13 protein-coding genes are annotated in these 16,169 nt (G+C 73.0%); 12 read left to right on the top strand and 1 reads right to left on the bottom strand.

Annotated features, from left to right (window positions below; all coding sequences use genetic code 11):
• Positions 1-25: 25 nt before the first annotated feature.
• The 6 genes from LXT23_RS02130 (at position 26) to LXT23_RS02105 (ending at position 5,976) form a co-directional block, all read left to right on the top strand.
• Positions 26-430 (top strand): hypothetical protein, encoded by a 405-nt coding sequence (locus LXT23_RS02130; protein WP_253978365.1) that lies wholly within the window; start codon positions 26-28, stop codon positions 428-430.
• Positions 423-683, top strand: a complete 261-nt coding sequence (locus LXT23_RS02125) for a DUF5985 family protein (RefSeq protein ID WP_253978364.1) — start codon at positions 423-425, stop codon at positions 681-683. The genes LXT23_RS02130 and LXT23_RS02125 overlap by 8 nt, the downstream gene beginning before the upstream one ends.
• 10 nt (positions 684-693) lie before the next feature.
• Entirely contained in the window at positions 694-969 is a 276-nt protein-coding gene (locus LXT23_RS02120) for a DUF5985 family protein (RefSeq protein WP_253978363.1), read from the top strand.
• A gap of 102 nt (positions 970-1,071) precedes the next feature.
• A complete protein-coding gene (locus LXT23_RS02115; RefSeq protein WP_253978362.1) occupies positions 1,072-2,244 on the top strand; it encodes an alkaline phosphatase PhoX in 1,173 nt (390 codons plus the stop codon).
• 141 nt (positions 2,245-2,385) lie between these two features.
• Positions 2,386-3,342, top strand: coding sequence for an aldo/keto reductase (locus tag LXT23_RS02110; RefSeq protein WP_253978361.1), 957 nt, complete (start codon positions 2,386-2,388; stop codon positions 3,340-3,342).
• A 147-nt stretch (positions 3,343-3,489) separates the two neighbouring features.
• A complete protein-coding gene (locus tag LXT23_RS02105) occupies positions 3,490-5,976 on the top strand; it encodes a GAF domain-containing protein (RefSeq protein ID WP_267146667.1) in 2,487 nt (828 codons plus the stop codon).
• Here LXT23_RS02105 and LXT23_RS50270 read toward each other — a convergent pair.
• On the bottom strand, positions 5,930-8,218 hold the full coding sequence (locus tag LXT23_RS50270; protein WP_253978360.1) for a S41 family peptidase: 2,289 nt from the start codon (positions 8,216-8,218) through the stop codon (positions 5,930-5,932). The genes LXT23_RS02105 and LXT23_RS50270 overlap by 47 nt on opposite strands.
• 458 nt (positions 8,219-8,676) lie before the next feature.
• On the opposite strand from LXT23_RS50270, the gene LXT23_RS02090 reads away from it, so the two are divergent.
• The 6 genes from LXT23_RS02090 to LXT23_RS02065 all read left to right on the top strand — a co-directional run bounded on the left by LXT23_RS02090 (position 8,677) and on the right by LXT23_RS02065 (position 16,149).
• Complete coding sequence (locus LXT23_RS02090; RefSeq protein ID WP_253978359.1) at positions 8,677-9,435, top strand: type IV toxin-antitoxin system AbiEi family antitoxin domain-containing protein; 759 nt, start codon at positions 8,677-8,679, stop codon at positions 9,433-9,435.
• 277 nt (positions 9,436-9,712) lie between these two features.
• Positions 9,713-10,750, top strand: coding sequence for an alpha-hydroxy acid oxidase (locus LXT23_RS02085; RefSeq protein WP_253978358.1), 1,038 nt, complete (start codon positions 9,713-9,715; stop codon positions 10,748-10,750).
• A gap of 331 nt (positions 10,751-11,081) precedes the next feature.
• Positions 11,082-11,870, top strand: a complete 789-nt coding sequence (locus LXT23_RS02080; protein WP_253978357.1) for an ABC transporter ATP-binding protein — start codon at positions 11,082-11,084, stop codon at positions 11,868-11,870.
• 3 nt (positions 11,871-11,873) lie between these two features.
• Positions 11,874-12,677, top strand: a complete 804-nt coding sequence (locus LXT23_RS02075; protein WP_253978356.1) for an ABC transporter permease — start codon at positions 11,874-11,876, stop codon at positions 12,675-12,677.
• A 266-nt stretch (positions 12,678-12,943) separates the two neighbouring features.
• Entirely contained in the window at positions 12,944-13,513 is a 570-nt protein-coding gene (locus LXT23_RS02070; protein WP_253978355.1) for a hypothetical protein, read from the top strand.
• A gap of 794 nt (positions 13,514-14,307) precedes the next feature.
• Positions 14,308-16,149 (top strand): protein kinase domain-containing protein, encoded by a 1,842-nt coding sequence (locus LXT23_RS02065; protein WP_253978354.1) that lies wholly within the window; start codon positions 14,308-14,310, stop codon positions 16,147-16,149.
• Positions 16,150-16,169: the final 20 nt, after the last annotated feature.

The raw sequence follows: 16,169 nt of genomic DNA, 5'->3' as shown, positions 1-16,169 counted from the left end.
CAAATAACATGGGCAAGGTGGGGGGGTGAGCGATGCCGGACTTTCCCCGCGGGTCCAGCGCTTCATCACGACGCATATCGACTCCCTGGAGAAGCTGGAGGTCCTCCTCCTGCTTCGGTCGCGCGCGGAACGGGAGTGGACGGCGCCGGCGGTGAGCCTGGAGCTGCGAATCACAGAAACCTCCGCGGCCTTGCGGCTGGCGGACCTCGCCTCCCACGGGCTGCTGTCGAGCGATGGGGCCACGGCTCCGGCCTACCGCTTCAATCCCTCTGACTCGGACGACGTGCAGGCGGTGGCGGAGCTGGCCGTCGCGTACGGCGCCAAGCGGGTGAGTGTCATCACCTTCATCTTCTCGCGGCCGCTGGACAAGGTGCGGGGCTTCGCTGAGGCCTTCGTGTTCAAGAAGGACAAGGACGGCGGCAATGGCTGAGGCGGTCTACATCCTCTGTGCGTTGACGGCGGTGGCCTGCGCGGTGCTGCTCCTGCGCGCGTGGAAGCGCACCCAGTCCCGGCTGCTCCTGTGGAGCGGGCTGTGCTTCGCGGGGCTGGCCGTCAGCAACGTGCTGCTCTTCGTGGACCTGGTGCTGCTGCCCACCTCGATTGACCTGTACCTGGTGCGCATCCTCGCCACCATGTCCAGCGCCATCATCCTGCTCTACGGCCTCGTCTGGGACGCCTCCTGAGGTTCTCGCCATGCTGCTGAAGTCCATGCTCAACGGTGCGACGGCGATGGCGTGGCTGGCCTGCGCGCTGTTCTTCCTGCGCTTCTGGAAGCAGTCGCGGGACAGGCTCTTCGGCTTCTTCTCGCTGACCTTCGTGCTGCTGGCGGGCAACGCGGTGGCCGCCGCGCTCCTGGACCTGGACGACGAGCGCCGCCACTACATCTACGTGGTCCGCCTCTTCGCCTTCCTCCTCATCCTCTACGCAATCTGGGACAAGAACCGCGCGGGACGCCACGGCACCGGGTAGCCCGTCGCGACGTGCCCGTCAGCCGCTCCTTGCGGGCTTGTCACCCCGGGTCCGTGAATTCTGTGTAATAGTGCTTTTCCAGACTTCCCTGGAGGAGCATGCATGCGCTTGGACCGTCGTGACTTCCTTCGTCTCTCCGCGCTGGGTGGAGGGACGCTGGCATTGGGGCCCGGGTTCTGGAAGGCGGCGTATGCCGCGCCCGCGCAGCCGGGGCCGAGCCCGTATGGGGCCATGTCCGGCTCGGCGGACGCCAACGGGGTGCGGCTGCCCGCGGGCTTCACGTCGCGCATCATCGCGCGCTCGGGGCGGCAGGTGGGCAGCACGGGCTACACGTGGCACTCGGCGCCGGACGGCGGGGCGTGCTTCGCGCTGGCCACGGGCGGCTGGGTGTACACGTCCAACAGCGAGCTGTCCTCCGGCGGCGGCGCGAGCGCGGTGCGCTTCGACGGCGGCGGCGCGGTGGTGGGCGCGTACCGCATCCTCTCCAACACGCGCACCAACTGCGCGGGTGGCCCCACGCCGTGGGGCACGTGGCTGTCGTGCGAGGAGTACAGCGGCGGCCGGGTGTGGGAGTGCAACCCGGCGCAGGCGTCGCAGGGCGTGGTGCGCGGGGCGCTGGGCACCTTCGCGCACGAGGCCGTCGCGGTGGACCCGGCGGGCCAGCGGCTGTACCTCACGGAGGACAGCGGCAGCGGGCGCTTCTACCGCTTCACCCCGTCCGCGTGGCCGTCGCTGACGGCGGGCACGCTGCAGGCGGCGAAGGTGACGGGAGACCCGATTGCCGGCACGGCCACGCTGTCGTGGGTCAACTGCGCGGCCACCAGCCCGGCGTCGAGCCAGCCGGCCGTGGCGTCCGCGACGACGGTGTTCAACGGCGGAGAGGGCTGCTGGCACGACAGCGGCGTCATCTACTTCACCACCAAGGGTGACAACCGCGTGTGGGCCCACACGCCGGCCACCGGGAAGCTGGAGGTCATCTACGACGACAACCTCTATGCCGGCTCGCCGCTGACGGGCGTGGACAACGTCACGGTGTCGCGCTCGGGGGATTTGTTCGTCGCCGAGGACGGCGGCAACCTGGAGATCTGCATCATCACCCCGGGCCCCAGCCGGGTGGTGGCGCCGTTCATCAAGCTGGACGGCCACTCGGCTTCGGAAATCTGCGGGCCGGCCTTCAGCCCGGACGGGCGGCGGCTGTACTTCAGCTCGCAGCGCGGCACCTCGGGCCTGAGCAGCGGCGGCATCACCTTCGAGGTGAGCGGCCCGTTCCGGTGAGCCTGGGGGCTGGGCCCTTCGCGGCTGCGTGACAGTCGCGGGGGGCTCCGGAGCCTGCCGTGGCATCCAGCGCACGGTGCCCTCCGGCGGGGGCGCCGTGTCGCTTGACGGTGGCGGGGCGGTTCAGGAGAACCCGGGGCCATGGCCGCGCAACCGCTTCCCCGCTTCACGCCGCGCCGCGCCCTCGGGCGCACCGGCTTCACCGCCACCGCGGTGGGCATCGGCGACATCGCCGACCGCTCCACGCCCCGCGAGACGCTCGTCGCCACGCTGCGCCGGGCGCTGGACGCGGGGCTCAACGTCATCGACACCGCGCCCAACTACGAGGAGGGGCTGAGCGAGGAGGCGGTGGGCGAGGCCCTGCGCGGCCGGCGCGACGGTGTCTTCCTCATCGACAAGGTGGACGTGCTGGACGCGCCGGTGGCGCCGCAGGTGGAGGCCAGCCTGCGGCGGCTGGGCCACGACACGGTGGACCTGTTCGCCTTCCACGCCGTGTCGGAGCTGGCGGCGTGGGAGAAGCTGGCCGCGCCCGGCGGGGGCATGGAGCAGCTGGGCCGGTGCGTGCGCGAGGGCAGGGCGCGCTTCCGGGGCATCTCCAGCCACCACCCGGACGTGCTGCGCGCGGCGCTGCGCTCGGGGCTGTGCGACGTGGTGATGTTCCCCCTGGGGCCCTTCGTGGACGCGCGCTACGTGGTGGACGTGCTGCCGCTGGCGCGCTCGCTGGGCGTGGGCGTGGTGTCCTTCAAGACGTTCGGCGCGGGCAAGCTGCTGGGGGACACGGAGGGCTATGGCCGGCCGCTGGAGGCCCGGCCGCGGGGCAAGGTGGGCTCGGGCGGGAAGGACGCGCGGGGCGCGCCGTCGCTGCCGCACCTCACCGTGGAGACGTGCGTGCGGTACACGCTCAGCCTGGACCCGGACGTCATGCTGATGGGGATGAGCCACCCCAACGAGCAGGACGCGGCGCTGCGCGCGGCCGCCGCCTTCCAGCCCCTCGCCACGGCGGAGATGGCGCGCGTGCGGGAGCGGGCGCGCGAGGCCATCCAGGGCAAGGGCGCCGTGTGGTGGGACCCGCCCGCCGCCTCCGAGGGCACGGGCTGAGCCGTTGCGGCAGGCGCCGGCTTCACCGGGAGTGGAGGGCCGGCCGCGCGAGCAGAGAGGCCTCCGGTCGACCATCGGACAGTCGCCTCGTACTCAAGGGCAGGCGCCATTGTCGGTCCGTGGGGTGCGTCATTATCTGGGCCCCCCATGTCGCGCCGCCCCACGTCCCCGTCGCGGCCCTCATCCGTGGCCGAGCCGCTGTCGCCCGAGCCCGCGTGTGCCAACACCGTGCGTCCGCCGGAGGCCGTCTCCGGACCCGGAGTGGCCGCCCGTGTCCTGGCGCGCGACGACGCGGAGGAGCGCATCGCATTCCTCGCCAGCGCCGGAGAGCTGCTGGCCAGCTCGCTGGAGTGGCGCACGGTGCTCCAGCGGCTGGCGGAGCTGACGGTGCCGGTGCTGGCGGACTGGTGCGCGGTGGACGTGCTCGGCGACGACGGCCGGGTGGAGCGCGTGGCCGCGGCGCACCGGGCGCCGGAGCGGGTGGGGCTCATCCACGAGCTGTCGCGCCTGCGTGCTCCGGACCTGGACACCCCCGGCGGCATCTCCGAGGTGCTGCGCACCGGAGAGCCGGTGTTCCTGCCCGAGGTGTCGGACGGGATGCTGCCGGGGATGGTGTACACCGGCGAGCAGCTCGAGGTGGCGCGGCGGCTGGGCATCCGCGCCGCCATCGTCGTCCCGCTGCTGGCGCGCGGCCGGGTGCTGGGGGCCGTCTCGCTGGTGCGCGGCGGGGCGGACGGAATCTTCCAGGACGAGACCCTGAAGCTGGCGCTGGAGCTGTCGCGCCGCGCCAGCCTGTCCATGGACAACGCGCTGCTGTACGCCGAGGCGCGCGAGGCCCAGGTGCGCACCGAGCGGCTGCAGGCCGTCACCGCCGCGCTGTCCCGCGCCGCCACCGCCGAGCAGGTGGCCGAGGTGCTGATGGACCAGGGCCTGCGCGCCACCGGCGCCGCGCGCGGCGTGGTGCTGGAGCGGGGCGCGGACGGAGGGCTGCGGCTGCTGGGGGCCTTTGGCTACACGCAGGCCATGCTCACGTACCTCGAGGGACTCACGGAGGCGGGCCTGTCCGCGCTGGGCGTGGACGTGGAGGACCGGGCGCCGCAGTGGTTCCCTCGAAGGGAGCCGGGGACGGCCGTGACGGAGTCGGCGCGCGCCGCCCTGGCGTCCCTGGGGGACGGGGCCCGGGCCGTGCTGCCGCTGCTGGCGGAGCGCGGCGTCCGCGGCTACCTGTCGCTGGCGTGGGACGCGCCGCGCGCCTTCTCCCCTCCGGAGCAGGCCTTCCTGGCGTCGCTGGCGCAGCAGTGCGCACAGGCGCTGGAGCGCGCGGCGCTGTACGAGACGCTGCGCGAGCGCGGCGAGCGGCTGCACCATGCGCTGGAGGTGGGCAAGGAGGCCGAGGAGCGGCTCTTCTTCCTGCTGGACGCGAGCCGCGCGCTGGCCGAGCACCTGGACGACGTGGAGTGGACGCTGGAGCACGTGGCGCGCGTGGCGGCGCGCAGCGTGGCCACCTGCTGCCTGGTGGAGCTGGTGGGGCCGGACGGGGCGCTGCGGTGCGTGGCGGCCTCTCACCGGGACGCGCCGCGTGACGCGTCCCTGCTGTCCACGCTGTCGCCCGACATGAGCGAGGGCACCCTCCACCCGGCGCGCGAGTGCTTCCAGACGGGCGAGACACGCTACCTGCCGGAGGTGGGCCCCGACCTGCGCGAGCGCATGTTCCAGGGGCCGGAGCACCGGGCGCTGCTGGAGGCGTTGGACCCGCACTCGCTGGTGGCGGTGCCGGTGCGCACGCGCGGGCGGACGCTGGGCGTCATCACCCTGGGGACGGCGGCCCCGCAGCGGCGGCTGGGCACGTCCGACGTGGCGATGGCGGAGGAACTGGCGCGGCGGGTGGCGGTGGCGCTGGAGAACGCGTCGCTCTACCGGGACGCGCAGGCGGCGGTGCGGCTGCGCGACGAGTTCCTCTCCGTGGCCAGCCACGAGCTGAAGACGCCGCTCACCAGCCTCAAGCTGCAGCACGGGCTCATCGACCGGGCGCTCGGCGGCGAGGTGCGCGACAAGGTGGCGCCGCGGCTCGCCACCGCCATGCGGCAGGTGCAGCGGCTCACCGCGCTGGTGGACAGCCTGCTGGACGTCAGCCGCATCTCCCTGGGGCGCCTGGCGCTGGAGCCCGCGGACGTGGACCTGGGCCAGGCGGTGCGCGACGCGGTGGACCGGATGGAGGAGGTCTTCACGCAGGCGGGCTGCACGGTGCGCGTGGACGTGCCCGGCCCGCTGCCGGGGCGCTGGGACTCGTCGCGGCTGGACCAGGTGCTGGTGAATCTGCTGACCAACGCGGCCAAGTACGGCGCGGGCCACCCCGTGGTGGTGGAGGCCGCGCACGAGGGCGAGGAGTCGGTGCGGCTGTCGGTGCGCGACGAGGGGATTGGAATCTCCGAGAAGGACCTGCCGCGCCTGTTCGGCCGCTTCGAGCGCGCCGTGTCCGAGCGGCACTACGGCGGGCTGGGGCTGGGGCTCTACATCAGCCGGCAGATTGTGGACGCCATGGGCGGGCGCATCGACGTGGAGAGCCGCCCGGGCGTGGGCTCCATCTTCACCGTGCGCCTGCCGCGAGGGGTGGCTCCTCCCGGAAGAGGGTGAGTGCCCGCTCCAGCACCTCGTCGCGGCCGGCGCGCAGGCCGCGCACGGTGGGGCGGGCCTCCACGTCGGGGCGCAGGCCGACGCCCTGCACGGCGCCGCCATCCGAGGACTCCAGGCGCTGGCCGGTGAAGAGGACACAGACGGCGCCGGGCAGGCACACGTTGGTGGTGTCCCCCACGGCGCCCGCCGTGGGGCTGCCCACCAGCCGTGCGCCGGACGCGGTGCGGAGCATCATCGCCGTGTACTCGCCCTGGCTCATCGTGCGCTCGTCCACCAGCACGACGATGCGGCCCCGGTAGAGCGGCTTGTCGGTGGTGGGGAGTGGCTCCACGCGGCGCACCTCGCGGACCTCGCCCGCGGACAGGAGCGGGCGGGCGGTGACGGCGGCGGTGGTGGCACCGCGCACGTTGAGGCGCGGCGCCAGTGCCCAGGCGCTGCCCTGGGGGTAGCCACGCAGGTCCAGCACGAGGCCGCGCGTGTCTTTCAGCGCTTCGAGCATGGCGTCCACGCGCTCCGCGCGCAGCAGGCGCAGGTCCACGTAGCCCAGGCCTCCGTCGAGCTTCCGCCAGGGTGTCGCGGCCTCCGGGGGAGGACGGAGGAAGGGAAGGAAGTCACGCGAGCGGGGCAGCCGCGCCTCCTTCATCCGTCCGTCCACGCCCTGGAGCATCACCTCCACGGGCTGACCGTCCGCGCCCGCGAGCAGCAGGCTGGCCACGCGCTCCGCATGGGCCGCCGGGTGGGACGCGCCCAGCAGCGCCCCCAGTCGCCCGGCACGGGTGGCCACGGGCTCTCCGTCCACGGAGACGACTTCGTCGCCCACGGAGATGCCGGCGGCGCGGGCGGCCTCGGGCATGGGCAGCTCCGCCACCAGGAAGCGGCCCTCCACGGAGCGGAGGACGAGGGGCGCGTTGCCCCCGGCGAGCGAGCGCAGCGGCACTCCGCCCTCGGCGACGAAGCTGTGCCCGTCGGCCACGCGGGCGGCCAGCGCGTACAGCACCCGGGTGTACCCGGCCGCGTCCCGGGCGTCGCGTGCCCGGGCGAGGAACGTGGGCAGCACCGCGTCCCAGTCCTTCAGGGCCTTCGGGTCCGGGTGGAAGAAGCGCATCACGTTCCAGAAGCGGAGGACGGCCAGCAGGCGGTACGGCTCGGCCGGGTAGGGCATGGCCTCGTAGGCGTCGTCCGGCCCGCCCGTGGGCAGCGTGGTGTCCCGGGTGGAAGCGTGGGCCGCTGGCTTTTTCGGAGTCGAGCCCTTGCGCAGCAGGTGGAGGGCGGCCTGGAAGGCGGGGCCGGCATCGCGCTCGTCGGCGTCGGCGGGGACGGTGGCCTCCGCGCGCAGGCCGCGCGAGCCGGGAGGGAAGGCGAGCTCCGAGGCGCGCACCACCGCGCGGTGTCCTCCGGGCAGTGGCACGTGCCGCACCTGGACGGCGGAGGACTCGTCCAGCGCGCCCTGGGACACGAGGAAGGTGCGCGGTGAGTCGCGCAGGGCCAGCAGCAGGGGAGACAGGGGCGTGCGGCCATTGACGAGGAAGGCGACGGAGCGCTTCGGCGTGCCAGGGGCGGGCGCGAAGCTCCGGGCCAGCCGCGTCTCCACCGAGGCCGTATAGCCGCCGGAGCTGGGGCCGAGCTGCACCGGGAAGCCCGAGTACACGCGGAAGCGCTCCGCGGGGGCGGTCACCTGCTCGGAGGGGAGCGAGCGCTCCAGGAAGCCGAGCGCCATCTCCATCCAGAGGGCCTCGTCGGGGCCGCTGGCGCGCAGGTCCACGAGGACGCGGCGGGCCTTCGCCAGCTCTGGCGCCAGGGCTGACATGGCCGGGAAGAGCTCGTTGAGGTTGGCGTAGCGCCGGTCCAGGTCCACCACCAGCACGTCACCGGACCAGCGGGAGAACGGACCGGGGGCCGGTGCGGTGGGCGGCGGAGGACGCGGGGTGTCGCGCTCCACGCGGGTCAGCGGGTCGTCCAGGCGGCGCAGCATGCCGCCCACGGCGTTGGCGAGCGCCTCGGGCGTCGGCGCGGCGAGGGCTTGAGGTAGCGCCTCCACGAGCGCGGCATCCCAGTCCACCTCACGGAAGGCGAGCGCGGGGTGTACGTACTTCACCGTGCCCCAGACGCGGCCGAGGGCGGCGGCGTTCTCCATGGCCGCCTCGGGCCTGCCGTCCGTCGGCGGAGTGGCCTCCGAGGCGGCGGCACTCGCGGTGGCGAGCACCCCGGCGAGCATGACGGCATGGCACAGTCGTTCCGGCACGCGCCGGCCCCTCATCCGTTCCAAGGACACCTCCTGGTGGCGGGCCCAGACACCGTGGGCAGGGAGAAGGTTCCGCGAGGCGTTGCTGGAGGTGGGTCATCCGAGCCGCGGCCGGGCCATCGGGACGAGGTTCGTTCGGGGTGAGGCGCTGCTGGACGTGGGGCATCCGCGCCGCGGCCGGGCCATCGGGACGAGGTTCGTTCGGGAGTCGCGCGGAAGCCCGGGTTCTCGACCTGGGCGGTGAGGCCCCCGACAGGACCTGCCCGGAGGGCTCGGAGGCCAGGAGGCCCGACGGGTCGGGCACCCGTCACGCCATGGCGGCTTCATCGAGGTTGCCATGAACGAGCTTCGGCGTCGGCCCGCCCGGGCCAGGTCATCTCCCCGAGCGCGTCAGCCCACCCCGTTAGGTTGCTGGCGGTTGCTGTTCGGAAATGTCGGGGGTTTTTGGAGGGCGGGGAATGCCGAGCAGGTTGCGTCGTCGGCCGGGATACAAGACCCGGCCTGGGGTGATGGAGCTGTCGCGGGAGCTGGGGTTGTTGCGCTCACGCGACCTGGAAGCGCATGGCGTGCCGCGCACTCAGCTGCGGTTGATGCTGAGCCTGGGCTCCCTGCGCGAAGTGGCACCGGGTGTCTGGGCCCACCGGTACATGCCGCCTGACGCGGTGCTGGTTGCCGCCAAGCGTGTTCCACGAGGCGTGCTCTGCTTGAAGTCGGCGCTCTGGCTCCATGGACTCCTTCCCGAGGAGCCTGCCGAGGTCTGGATGGCCATCGGAGAGCGGGCGCGCAAGCCGCGCTGGAGCCAGCCGCCCCTGCACGTGGCCCGCTTCTCCGGCCCGGCGCTCTCCGAGGGCATCGAGCACCGCACCTTCCACGGCGTCTCCGTGCGCGTCTATGGCGTGGCGAAGACCATCGCCGACCTCTTCAAGTACCGCAACAAGCTGGGCTACCCGGTGGCCGTGCGCGCCCTCCGTGCCGGGCTGCTGTCCGGACGGTGCTCGGAGGAGGACGTGCTGCGGTTCGCCGCCATCTGCCGCGTCGGAAAGAGCGTGGCTCCCTACCTGGAGGTCATCAGGGCACGCAAAGGGCGCGAGCTCGACCTGCTCGCGGCACAACGCGCCTCCGGAACCTCGGCGCAGCGGCCCGAGCCCTGGCTGACCGTTCCGGGCAGCGGACCGGTGGTGCTTCCTCCTGGAGCAGCCATGCCTGACCTCGAGTGAGGCGCTCGCTGGCCCCCATGCGCGGTCCTTCCGTGGATACCGCAGGGGCCAGGGGCGGGACGGGTGCGGAGGCTCACTGTTCGGAAATGTCGGGACATTTGTGCCGCGCAAAACCCCCGACATTTCCGAACAGTGAGGTCCCGGAGCGCTCCCGGGGCCCGCCCTGAGTCAGCCCGGAGCAATGGGCAGGGCGAGCTGGTAGTGGCAGCTCACCCAGACCCGGCGGAATGATGCATCAGGGTCGCGCGACTCGTGGGCTCGCCGTAGCCTGCCGCCCATGCTCTCGTACGAAGCGCTGGAGACCGAGGCGCGTGCCCGGCTGCCCGAGGCGGTGTTCGACTACTTCGCCGGTGGCTCGGGCGAGGAGACGACGCTCGCGGACAACACCGCCGCCTGGGCCCGCCTGCGCCTGCGGCCCCGCGTGCTGCGCGACGTGTCCTCCGTGCGCACCGCGACGGAGTTGCTCGGTACCCCGCTGACCTCGCCCGTGCTCGTCGCGCCCACCGCGTTCCATTCGCTCGCGCATCCGGAGGCGGAGCTGGCCACAGCCCGGGGCACGCGTGAGGCCGGCTCGCTGCTGGTGCTCTCCTCGCGGGCCTCACGCCGCGTGGAGGACGTGGCTGCCGTCGCCGGCCCCTGGTGGCTCCAGGTCTACGTCCTCAAGGACCGGGGCCTCACCCGCGCCCTCGTGCAACGAGCCGTGGCCTCGGGGGCGCGCGCGCTGGTGCTCACCGGCGACACGCCCGTGGTGGGCCGCAAGCGCCGCGACCGGAGCGACAGCGCGCTGGCGCTCCCCGAGGAGGACTTCCTCGCCAACCTGGAAGGGCTCACCCGGCGCGAGCTGGCCGAGCAGGCCGCGGACCTCACCTTCGCGGACATCGGCTGGCTGCGCGAGCTGTCCGGCCTGTCGGTGCTGGTGAAGGGCGTGCTGCGCGCTGACGACGCGCGCGAGTGTCTGCACCACGGTGCCGCGGGGCTCATCGTCTCCAACCACGGCGGGCGCCAGCTCGACGGCGCGGTGTCCACCGCGGAAGCCCTGCCCGAGGTCGTGGAGGCCGCCGGTGGCCGCGCGCCGGTGCTCGTCGATGGCGGCGTGCGCTCCGGGCGGGACGTGCTGCGGGCGCTGGCGCTGGGGGCTCGCGCGGTGCTCGTGGGGCGGCCCGTGCTGTGGGGCCTGGCCACGGGCGGCGCCGACGGCGTGCGCCGTGTGCTCGACGGGCTGCGCGAAGACACCGCGCACGCGCTGGCCCTCGCCGGGGTGTCAGACGTCTCCGCCGTGAGCGCGGACCTCATTGCTCCGAGCCACCGGCGCTGACCTGCCGTTGCTCGGACGGCGTGCCGGAGGCCGGACGTCTCCTCCGTGAGCGCGGACCTCATTGCTCCGAGCCACCGGTGCTGACCTGCCGTTGCTCGGACGGCGTGCCGGAGGCCGGACGTCTCCTCCGTGAGCGCTGGCTTCATCGCCCGGGTCCACTGGCGCTGACCCTTCGTTGCACGGGCGGTGTGCCGGGCTCCCGGGCGATGACGTGAAGTCCTCACTCCAGCGGGCTCCCTGTTCCCACACCGCACAGTTCCGGAGCGTGCCCGCCCGACACCTCGAGGAAGGAGGCCACGGACACCCGGGCTGGGGAACAATGCGCCCCCACATGACTCCCTCAGCAACGACGTCCGGGCCCTCGCGGGCACCCTCCACGTCGAAGGTCCTCTCCGTGGTGGAGCTTCGCAAGGCCTATGGCTCCACCGTCGCGGTGGACGGCGTCTCGTTCCACGTGGGCCGCGGCGAGATTGTCGGCCTCCTCGGTCCCAACGGGGCAGGGAAGACCACCACCATCAACATGGTGCTCGGTGTGCTGGAGCCCACCTCGGGCGCCATCCGCATCGAGGACGTGGACCTGGCCCGCCAGCGCTCCCTCGCCCTGGAGCAGACCAACTTCGCCGCCGTCTACTCCCCGCTGCCCGGCAACCTCACCGTCACCCAGAACCTGCGCGTCTTCGGCCTCATCTACGGCGTGAACTCTCTCTCCACGCGCATCACCGAGCTGCTCGAGGAGTTCGACCTCGTGAGGTTCCGCGACACCCGCTGCGGCGTGCTCTCCTCCGGAGAGCAGACCCGCGTCGCCCTGGCCAAGGCCATGCTCAACCACCCGCACCTGCTGCTGCTCGACGAGCCCACCGCCTCGCTGGACCCGTCCACCGCGAAGGACATCCGCGCCCGCATCCGCGACTTCGCCGCGCGCGGCACCGGCGGCGTGCTCTGGACGTCCCACAACATGTACGAGGTGGAGGAGGTCTGCCACCGCGTCCTCTTCCTGTCGCACGGGAAGGTCCTCCTCGAAGGAGACCCGCGGACGCTCCCACGCGAGCACGGCAAGGCCTCCCTGGAGGAGCTCTTCATCGCCGTGGCGCGCGAGCCGCTCGCGCTGGAGAGGGCCTGAGCCATGCGTCCACGTCGCGCCTACGCCATCGCGCTGCGCCACTTCTACCTGCTCAAGGGAAGTGTCGCGCGCTTCCTGCCCCTCTTCGCCTGGGTGGCCATCGACATGGTGCTGTGGGGCTTCATCACCCGCTACCTCAACACCGTCGCCTCGCCCGGCTTCAACTTCGTCCCCGCGCTGCTGGGCGCCGTGCTCCTCTGGGACTTCTTCACGCGCGTCATGCAGGGCGTGACGATGGTCTTCTTCGAGGACGTCTGGTCCCGCAACTTCCTCAACGTCTTCGCCACGCCGCTGTCCATCTCCGAGTACGTGGGCGGGCTCGTGCTGTCGAGCTTCGTCACCAGCCTGGTGGGCCTCGTCGTCATGCTCGTGCTCGCCAGCGGCCTGTTCGGCCTGTCCTTCGCCACGTACGGCCTGATGTTCGTCCCCTTCCTGCTGGTGCTGTTCCTCTTCGGAATCGCCATCGGCATCTTCGGCTGCGCGCTGGTGCTGCGGCTGGGGCCGGCGTCCGAGTGGTTCGTCTGGCCCATCCCCGCGCTCATCTCGCCCTTCGCCGGCGTCTTCTACCCGCTGTCCACGCTGCCGCCGTGGATGCAGGCCGTCTCCCAGGTCCTGCCGCCGTCGTACGTGTTCGAGGGCATGCGCACGCTCGTGTCCGGCGGGACGTTCTCCGGCACCGCGCTGCTGTGGGGCGCGGCCCTGGCCCTGCTCGAAATCCTGCTCGCCAGTGTGTTCTTCTCGCGCGTCCACCGACATGCCGTCCGCACCGGCCTCATCGCCCGCTACAGCGCGGAGAGTGTGAGCTGAGGGTGCAGCTTTCCAGCGAGCCTGTTCTCCCCGGAATCGTGGCTTGCCGCGTGGCCGGCCGGTGAGGTGGTGGGTCTTCTTCCCAGTGGAGGCTGGACCGGCGGGGGCTGGCACCTGGACTGACCGCTAGGCGGCTCCAGACGCGACGCTCGCACCGCCCCGCGGTGCACGACGAGTGTCAAGTCGCGACTGGAGAGGCACCTGGCGTCGCCGGTGGCCCGGGCGCGGGTTCAGCACCCCGAAACCTCGAATCGTGGAGAATGCCCATGCGACGCTTCAACCTCATTTCCTCGTCTACCGTGATGGTGGCCCTGTGCACGCTGCTGGTGGGCGGGTGCGGTGGCCAGCCGCAGCAGGGCGACGAGAACGCCCCTCAGGACCCGCAGAGCGGCGGGCTGGAGAGCGCACCCGCGGAGGAGCCGGGGACCGCTACGGGCGACGGTGAGGGCCAGAACCCCGCGGAGGGTGGTGAAGGCCACCCGCTGAACACGAAGAAGATCACCATCTGCCACATCCCTCCCGGCAACCCGGCCAACGCGCACACCATCACCGTGGGCCTGCCCGCGCTGAAGGCGCACCTCAAGCACGGCGACACACAGGGCGCCTGCGGCGGTGACGCGGACGGCGGCAGCGGCGAGCCGGACGCGGGCAGCGGCGAGCCGGACGCGGGTGGCGGTGAGCCCGACGCGGGCAGCGGCGAGCCGGACGCGGGCAGCGGCGAGCCGGACGCGGGCTCGGCGTGCGCGCCGGTCGGCTCCACCTGTGGCGGCGGCGTGACGTGCTGCGACGGGCTGATGTGCTCCACGGAAGGCTACTGCGAGCCCATCATCGGCTGAGGTTGCACCGTCAGCGCCCGCTCCCACCCGGACGGACGCTGCCGTGCAGCGCGTCCCTCCCGGACGCGAGCCCTTTCCCTCCGCGTGCGTCCTGAACGCGGAGGCCCCTTCCAGACGCCCGCCGCTGGCGCCCGAAGGGCTGCTCCTCGTGGCGCGATTCCCCCTCCCCGCGCCGGGAGCAGCTCCCCGACGCCCGCGGCGGGCACCTGGACGCAGCGCCCCTGCTCGCGCGAGCCCCGCGCTGGAAGCAGCCCGCTGACGTCCGCGAGGGCCGCGTGAGGCGAAGGTGCCCGCGCCCTCCTGTCCTCCGCCGGACACCTGTCCTGTCCTCACGTGGTGTGTGCCGCGCGGGCCCGCTTCCCAGGGCCCCGGCGCGTGCAATCCCCGGTGGATCAGCGCAACTCCCGCTTTCCCCGTCCCAAGCCGTGCGCCGGCCAACACTGTGGGGCGTCAGGGCCGGGTGTGCGTCACAAGGACATCGCACTCAAGGGAAGCAGGCGGTAACGTTTTCCTCCTGCGGGCTGTAGTTTCTGCAGGGATGCGGAGGGGGACCTATGCGACTCACCGGGACGAGTACCTCCCGACACTGTCCGGAATCCGAACCAGATCAATGCCTTGGAGTAGACCCCCGGCGCCGACGCATTTGAATCCCGGGTGGCACGTCAATCGCAAAGGTCCCCGCCGCTACGCTGTCCCGGCACCCCCGCACCCCCGTCCCCGTGTACTCCCAATCCGCCATCGCCAACTGTTCCTGCGTGCCGTCCCACGCCGACCTCAGCGAGTGCCCCACCTGGGTGCGCACGCACAGGGACACGCCCGTGGACGGAGGTACGCTGCTGTACGCCGGCGCGCCGCCCTCGGGAAACGTGGCGGTGCCTCCGACGCCGGTGCCCGTGCCCTTCCAGCTCGTGGGCCGGCAGCTGGGCCACTTCCGCCTGCTCAAAGAGCTGGGCCGGGGCGGCATGGGCACGGTGCTGCTCGCCGAGCACGCCCTCATCCAGAAGCGCGTGGCCATCAAGGTGCTCCACGCGCACCTGGCCGAGGACCCGGACCTCGTCGCGCGCTTCCTGTCCGAGGCCCGCACGCTGACGCTCGTCCAGCACGAGAACGTCGTCACGCTCTACGACCTGGACACGCGCGACGGGCGCCCCTACCTCGTCATGGAGTACCTGGAGGGGCAGAGCCTGGCGGCCTTCGCCAAGGGGCCGCTGGCGCCCTCCATGGCGGTGGAGCTGCTCAAGCAGGTGTGTGACGCGCTGGGCGCCGCGCACGCGCACGGCATCGTCCACCGCGACCTCAAGCCCGCCAACGTCTTCCTCGTGCCGGGCCCGCAGGGCAAGCAGCGGGTGAAGCTGCTGGACTTCGGCATCGCCAAGCTGCTGTCGCGGCCGGCGGGCCAGCTCACCACCGAGGCGGGCATGCTGCTGGGCACGCCCGAGTTCATGGCGCCCGAGCAGTGCGGCGACGCGCCGGTGGACGCGCGCACGGACATCTACGCGGCGGGCGTGCTGGCCTACTTCCTCCTCACCGGACAGGTGCCCTTCGCCGGGCGCACGGCGGCCGAGGTGCTCATCGGCCACCTGCAGAAGACGCCGGTGCCGCCGCACCAGGTGAACCCCAACGTGCCCGCGGCGCTGTCGCGCGTGCTGCTGCGCGCGCTGGCCAAGCGCCCCTCGGAGCGCTACGCCAGCGCCGCCGAGCTGCGCGAGGCCCTGGTCGCCTCGCTCACCGTCACGCCCGAGGCGGCCGCGCCCGTCACCTTCGCCGCGCGCGTGCGGCTGGCGGGCACGCCGCACTCGCAGGAGCTGCGCTGTGAGTGGGTGGGCCGCGCCGGCCTCTTCCTCCACACGGACGCGCCGCCTCCGCAGCTGCTGTCCGACGTGGGACTCCTCCTGCGGCTGCCCGGCGGCGAGCTGGCCTGCACGGGCCAGGTGGTGCGCCACGTCACCGCGGAGCAGGCCCGCGCCTGGCGCATGGCCCCCGGCTTCGGCGTGCAGCTGCGCGACAGCTCGCCGGTGTTCCAGGAGGCCCTGGCCCGCATGAAGTCCGGCGCCCGGCTGGAGCCGCCCACGCCCCCGCCCTTCTCCTCCGTGGAGGACCCCGAGGCCGAGCGCGTGCTCAAGGGCTTCCGCTCGCGGGTGTCGGTGGACCACTACGAGGCGCTGGGCGTGCCCCGGGACGCCCTGCCGGAGGTGGTGCGCGCCGCGGCGCAGAAGGCCCGCGCGACGCTGGAGCCGCTGAAGACTCGCAAGCTCTCCCTGGGCCAGCGCGCCCAGCTGGAGCGGGCGGAGGAGCGCATCTCCGCGGCCTTCCAGATGCTGGGCCACGTGGAGCGCCGGGCGGAGTACGACGCGGGGCTGGGCAACGTGGAGGGCGTGGAGCGCTGCCTGGCCGCGGGCCTCACCGTCACCGCCATGGAGGGCTGCCGCCGCCGCTTCCTCGCCGAGCACCCCGGCCGGGACGGCCGCGCCGCCGTGCACCGGCTGTCCGGTGACGCGCTGGCCTCCGTGGGCCGGCTGCAGGAGGCGTACACCGCCTACGAGGCCGCCGTGCGCCTGGACCCGCTGGACCTGGAGGGGCTCAAGCGCTGGCGCTCCCTCCGTGCCCGGCTGCGCGCCACGCCGGCTCCCCGCTAGGGGCCTCGCCAGGGGTGGGA

The sequence above is a fragment of the Pyxidicoccus xibeiensis genome (assembly GCF_024198175.1).
GTDB lineage: Bacteria > Myxococcota > Myxococcia > Myxococcales > Myxococcaceae > Myxococcus > Myxococcus xibeiensis.
This window is presented reverse-complemented; position numbering and strand designations above follow the sequence as displayed.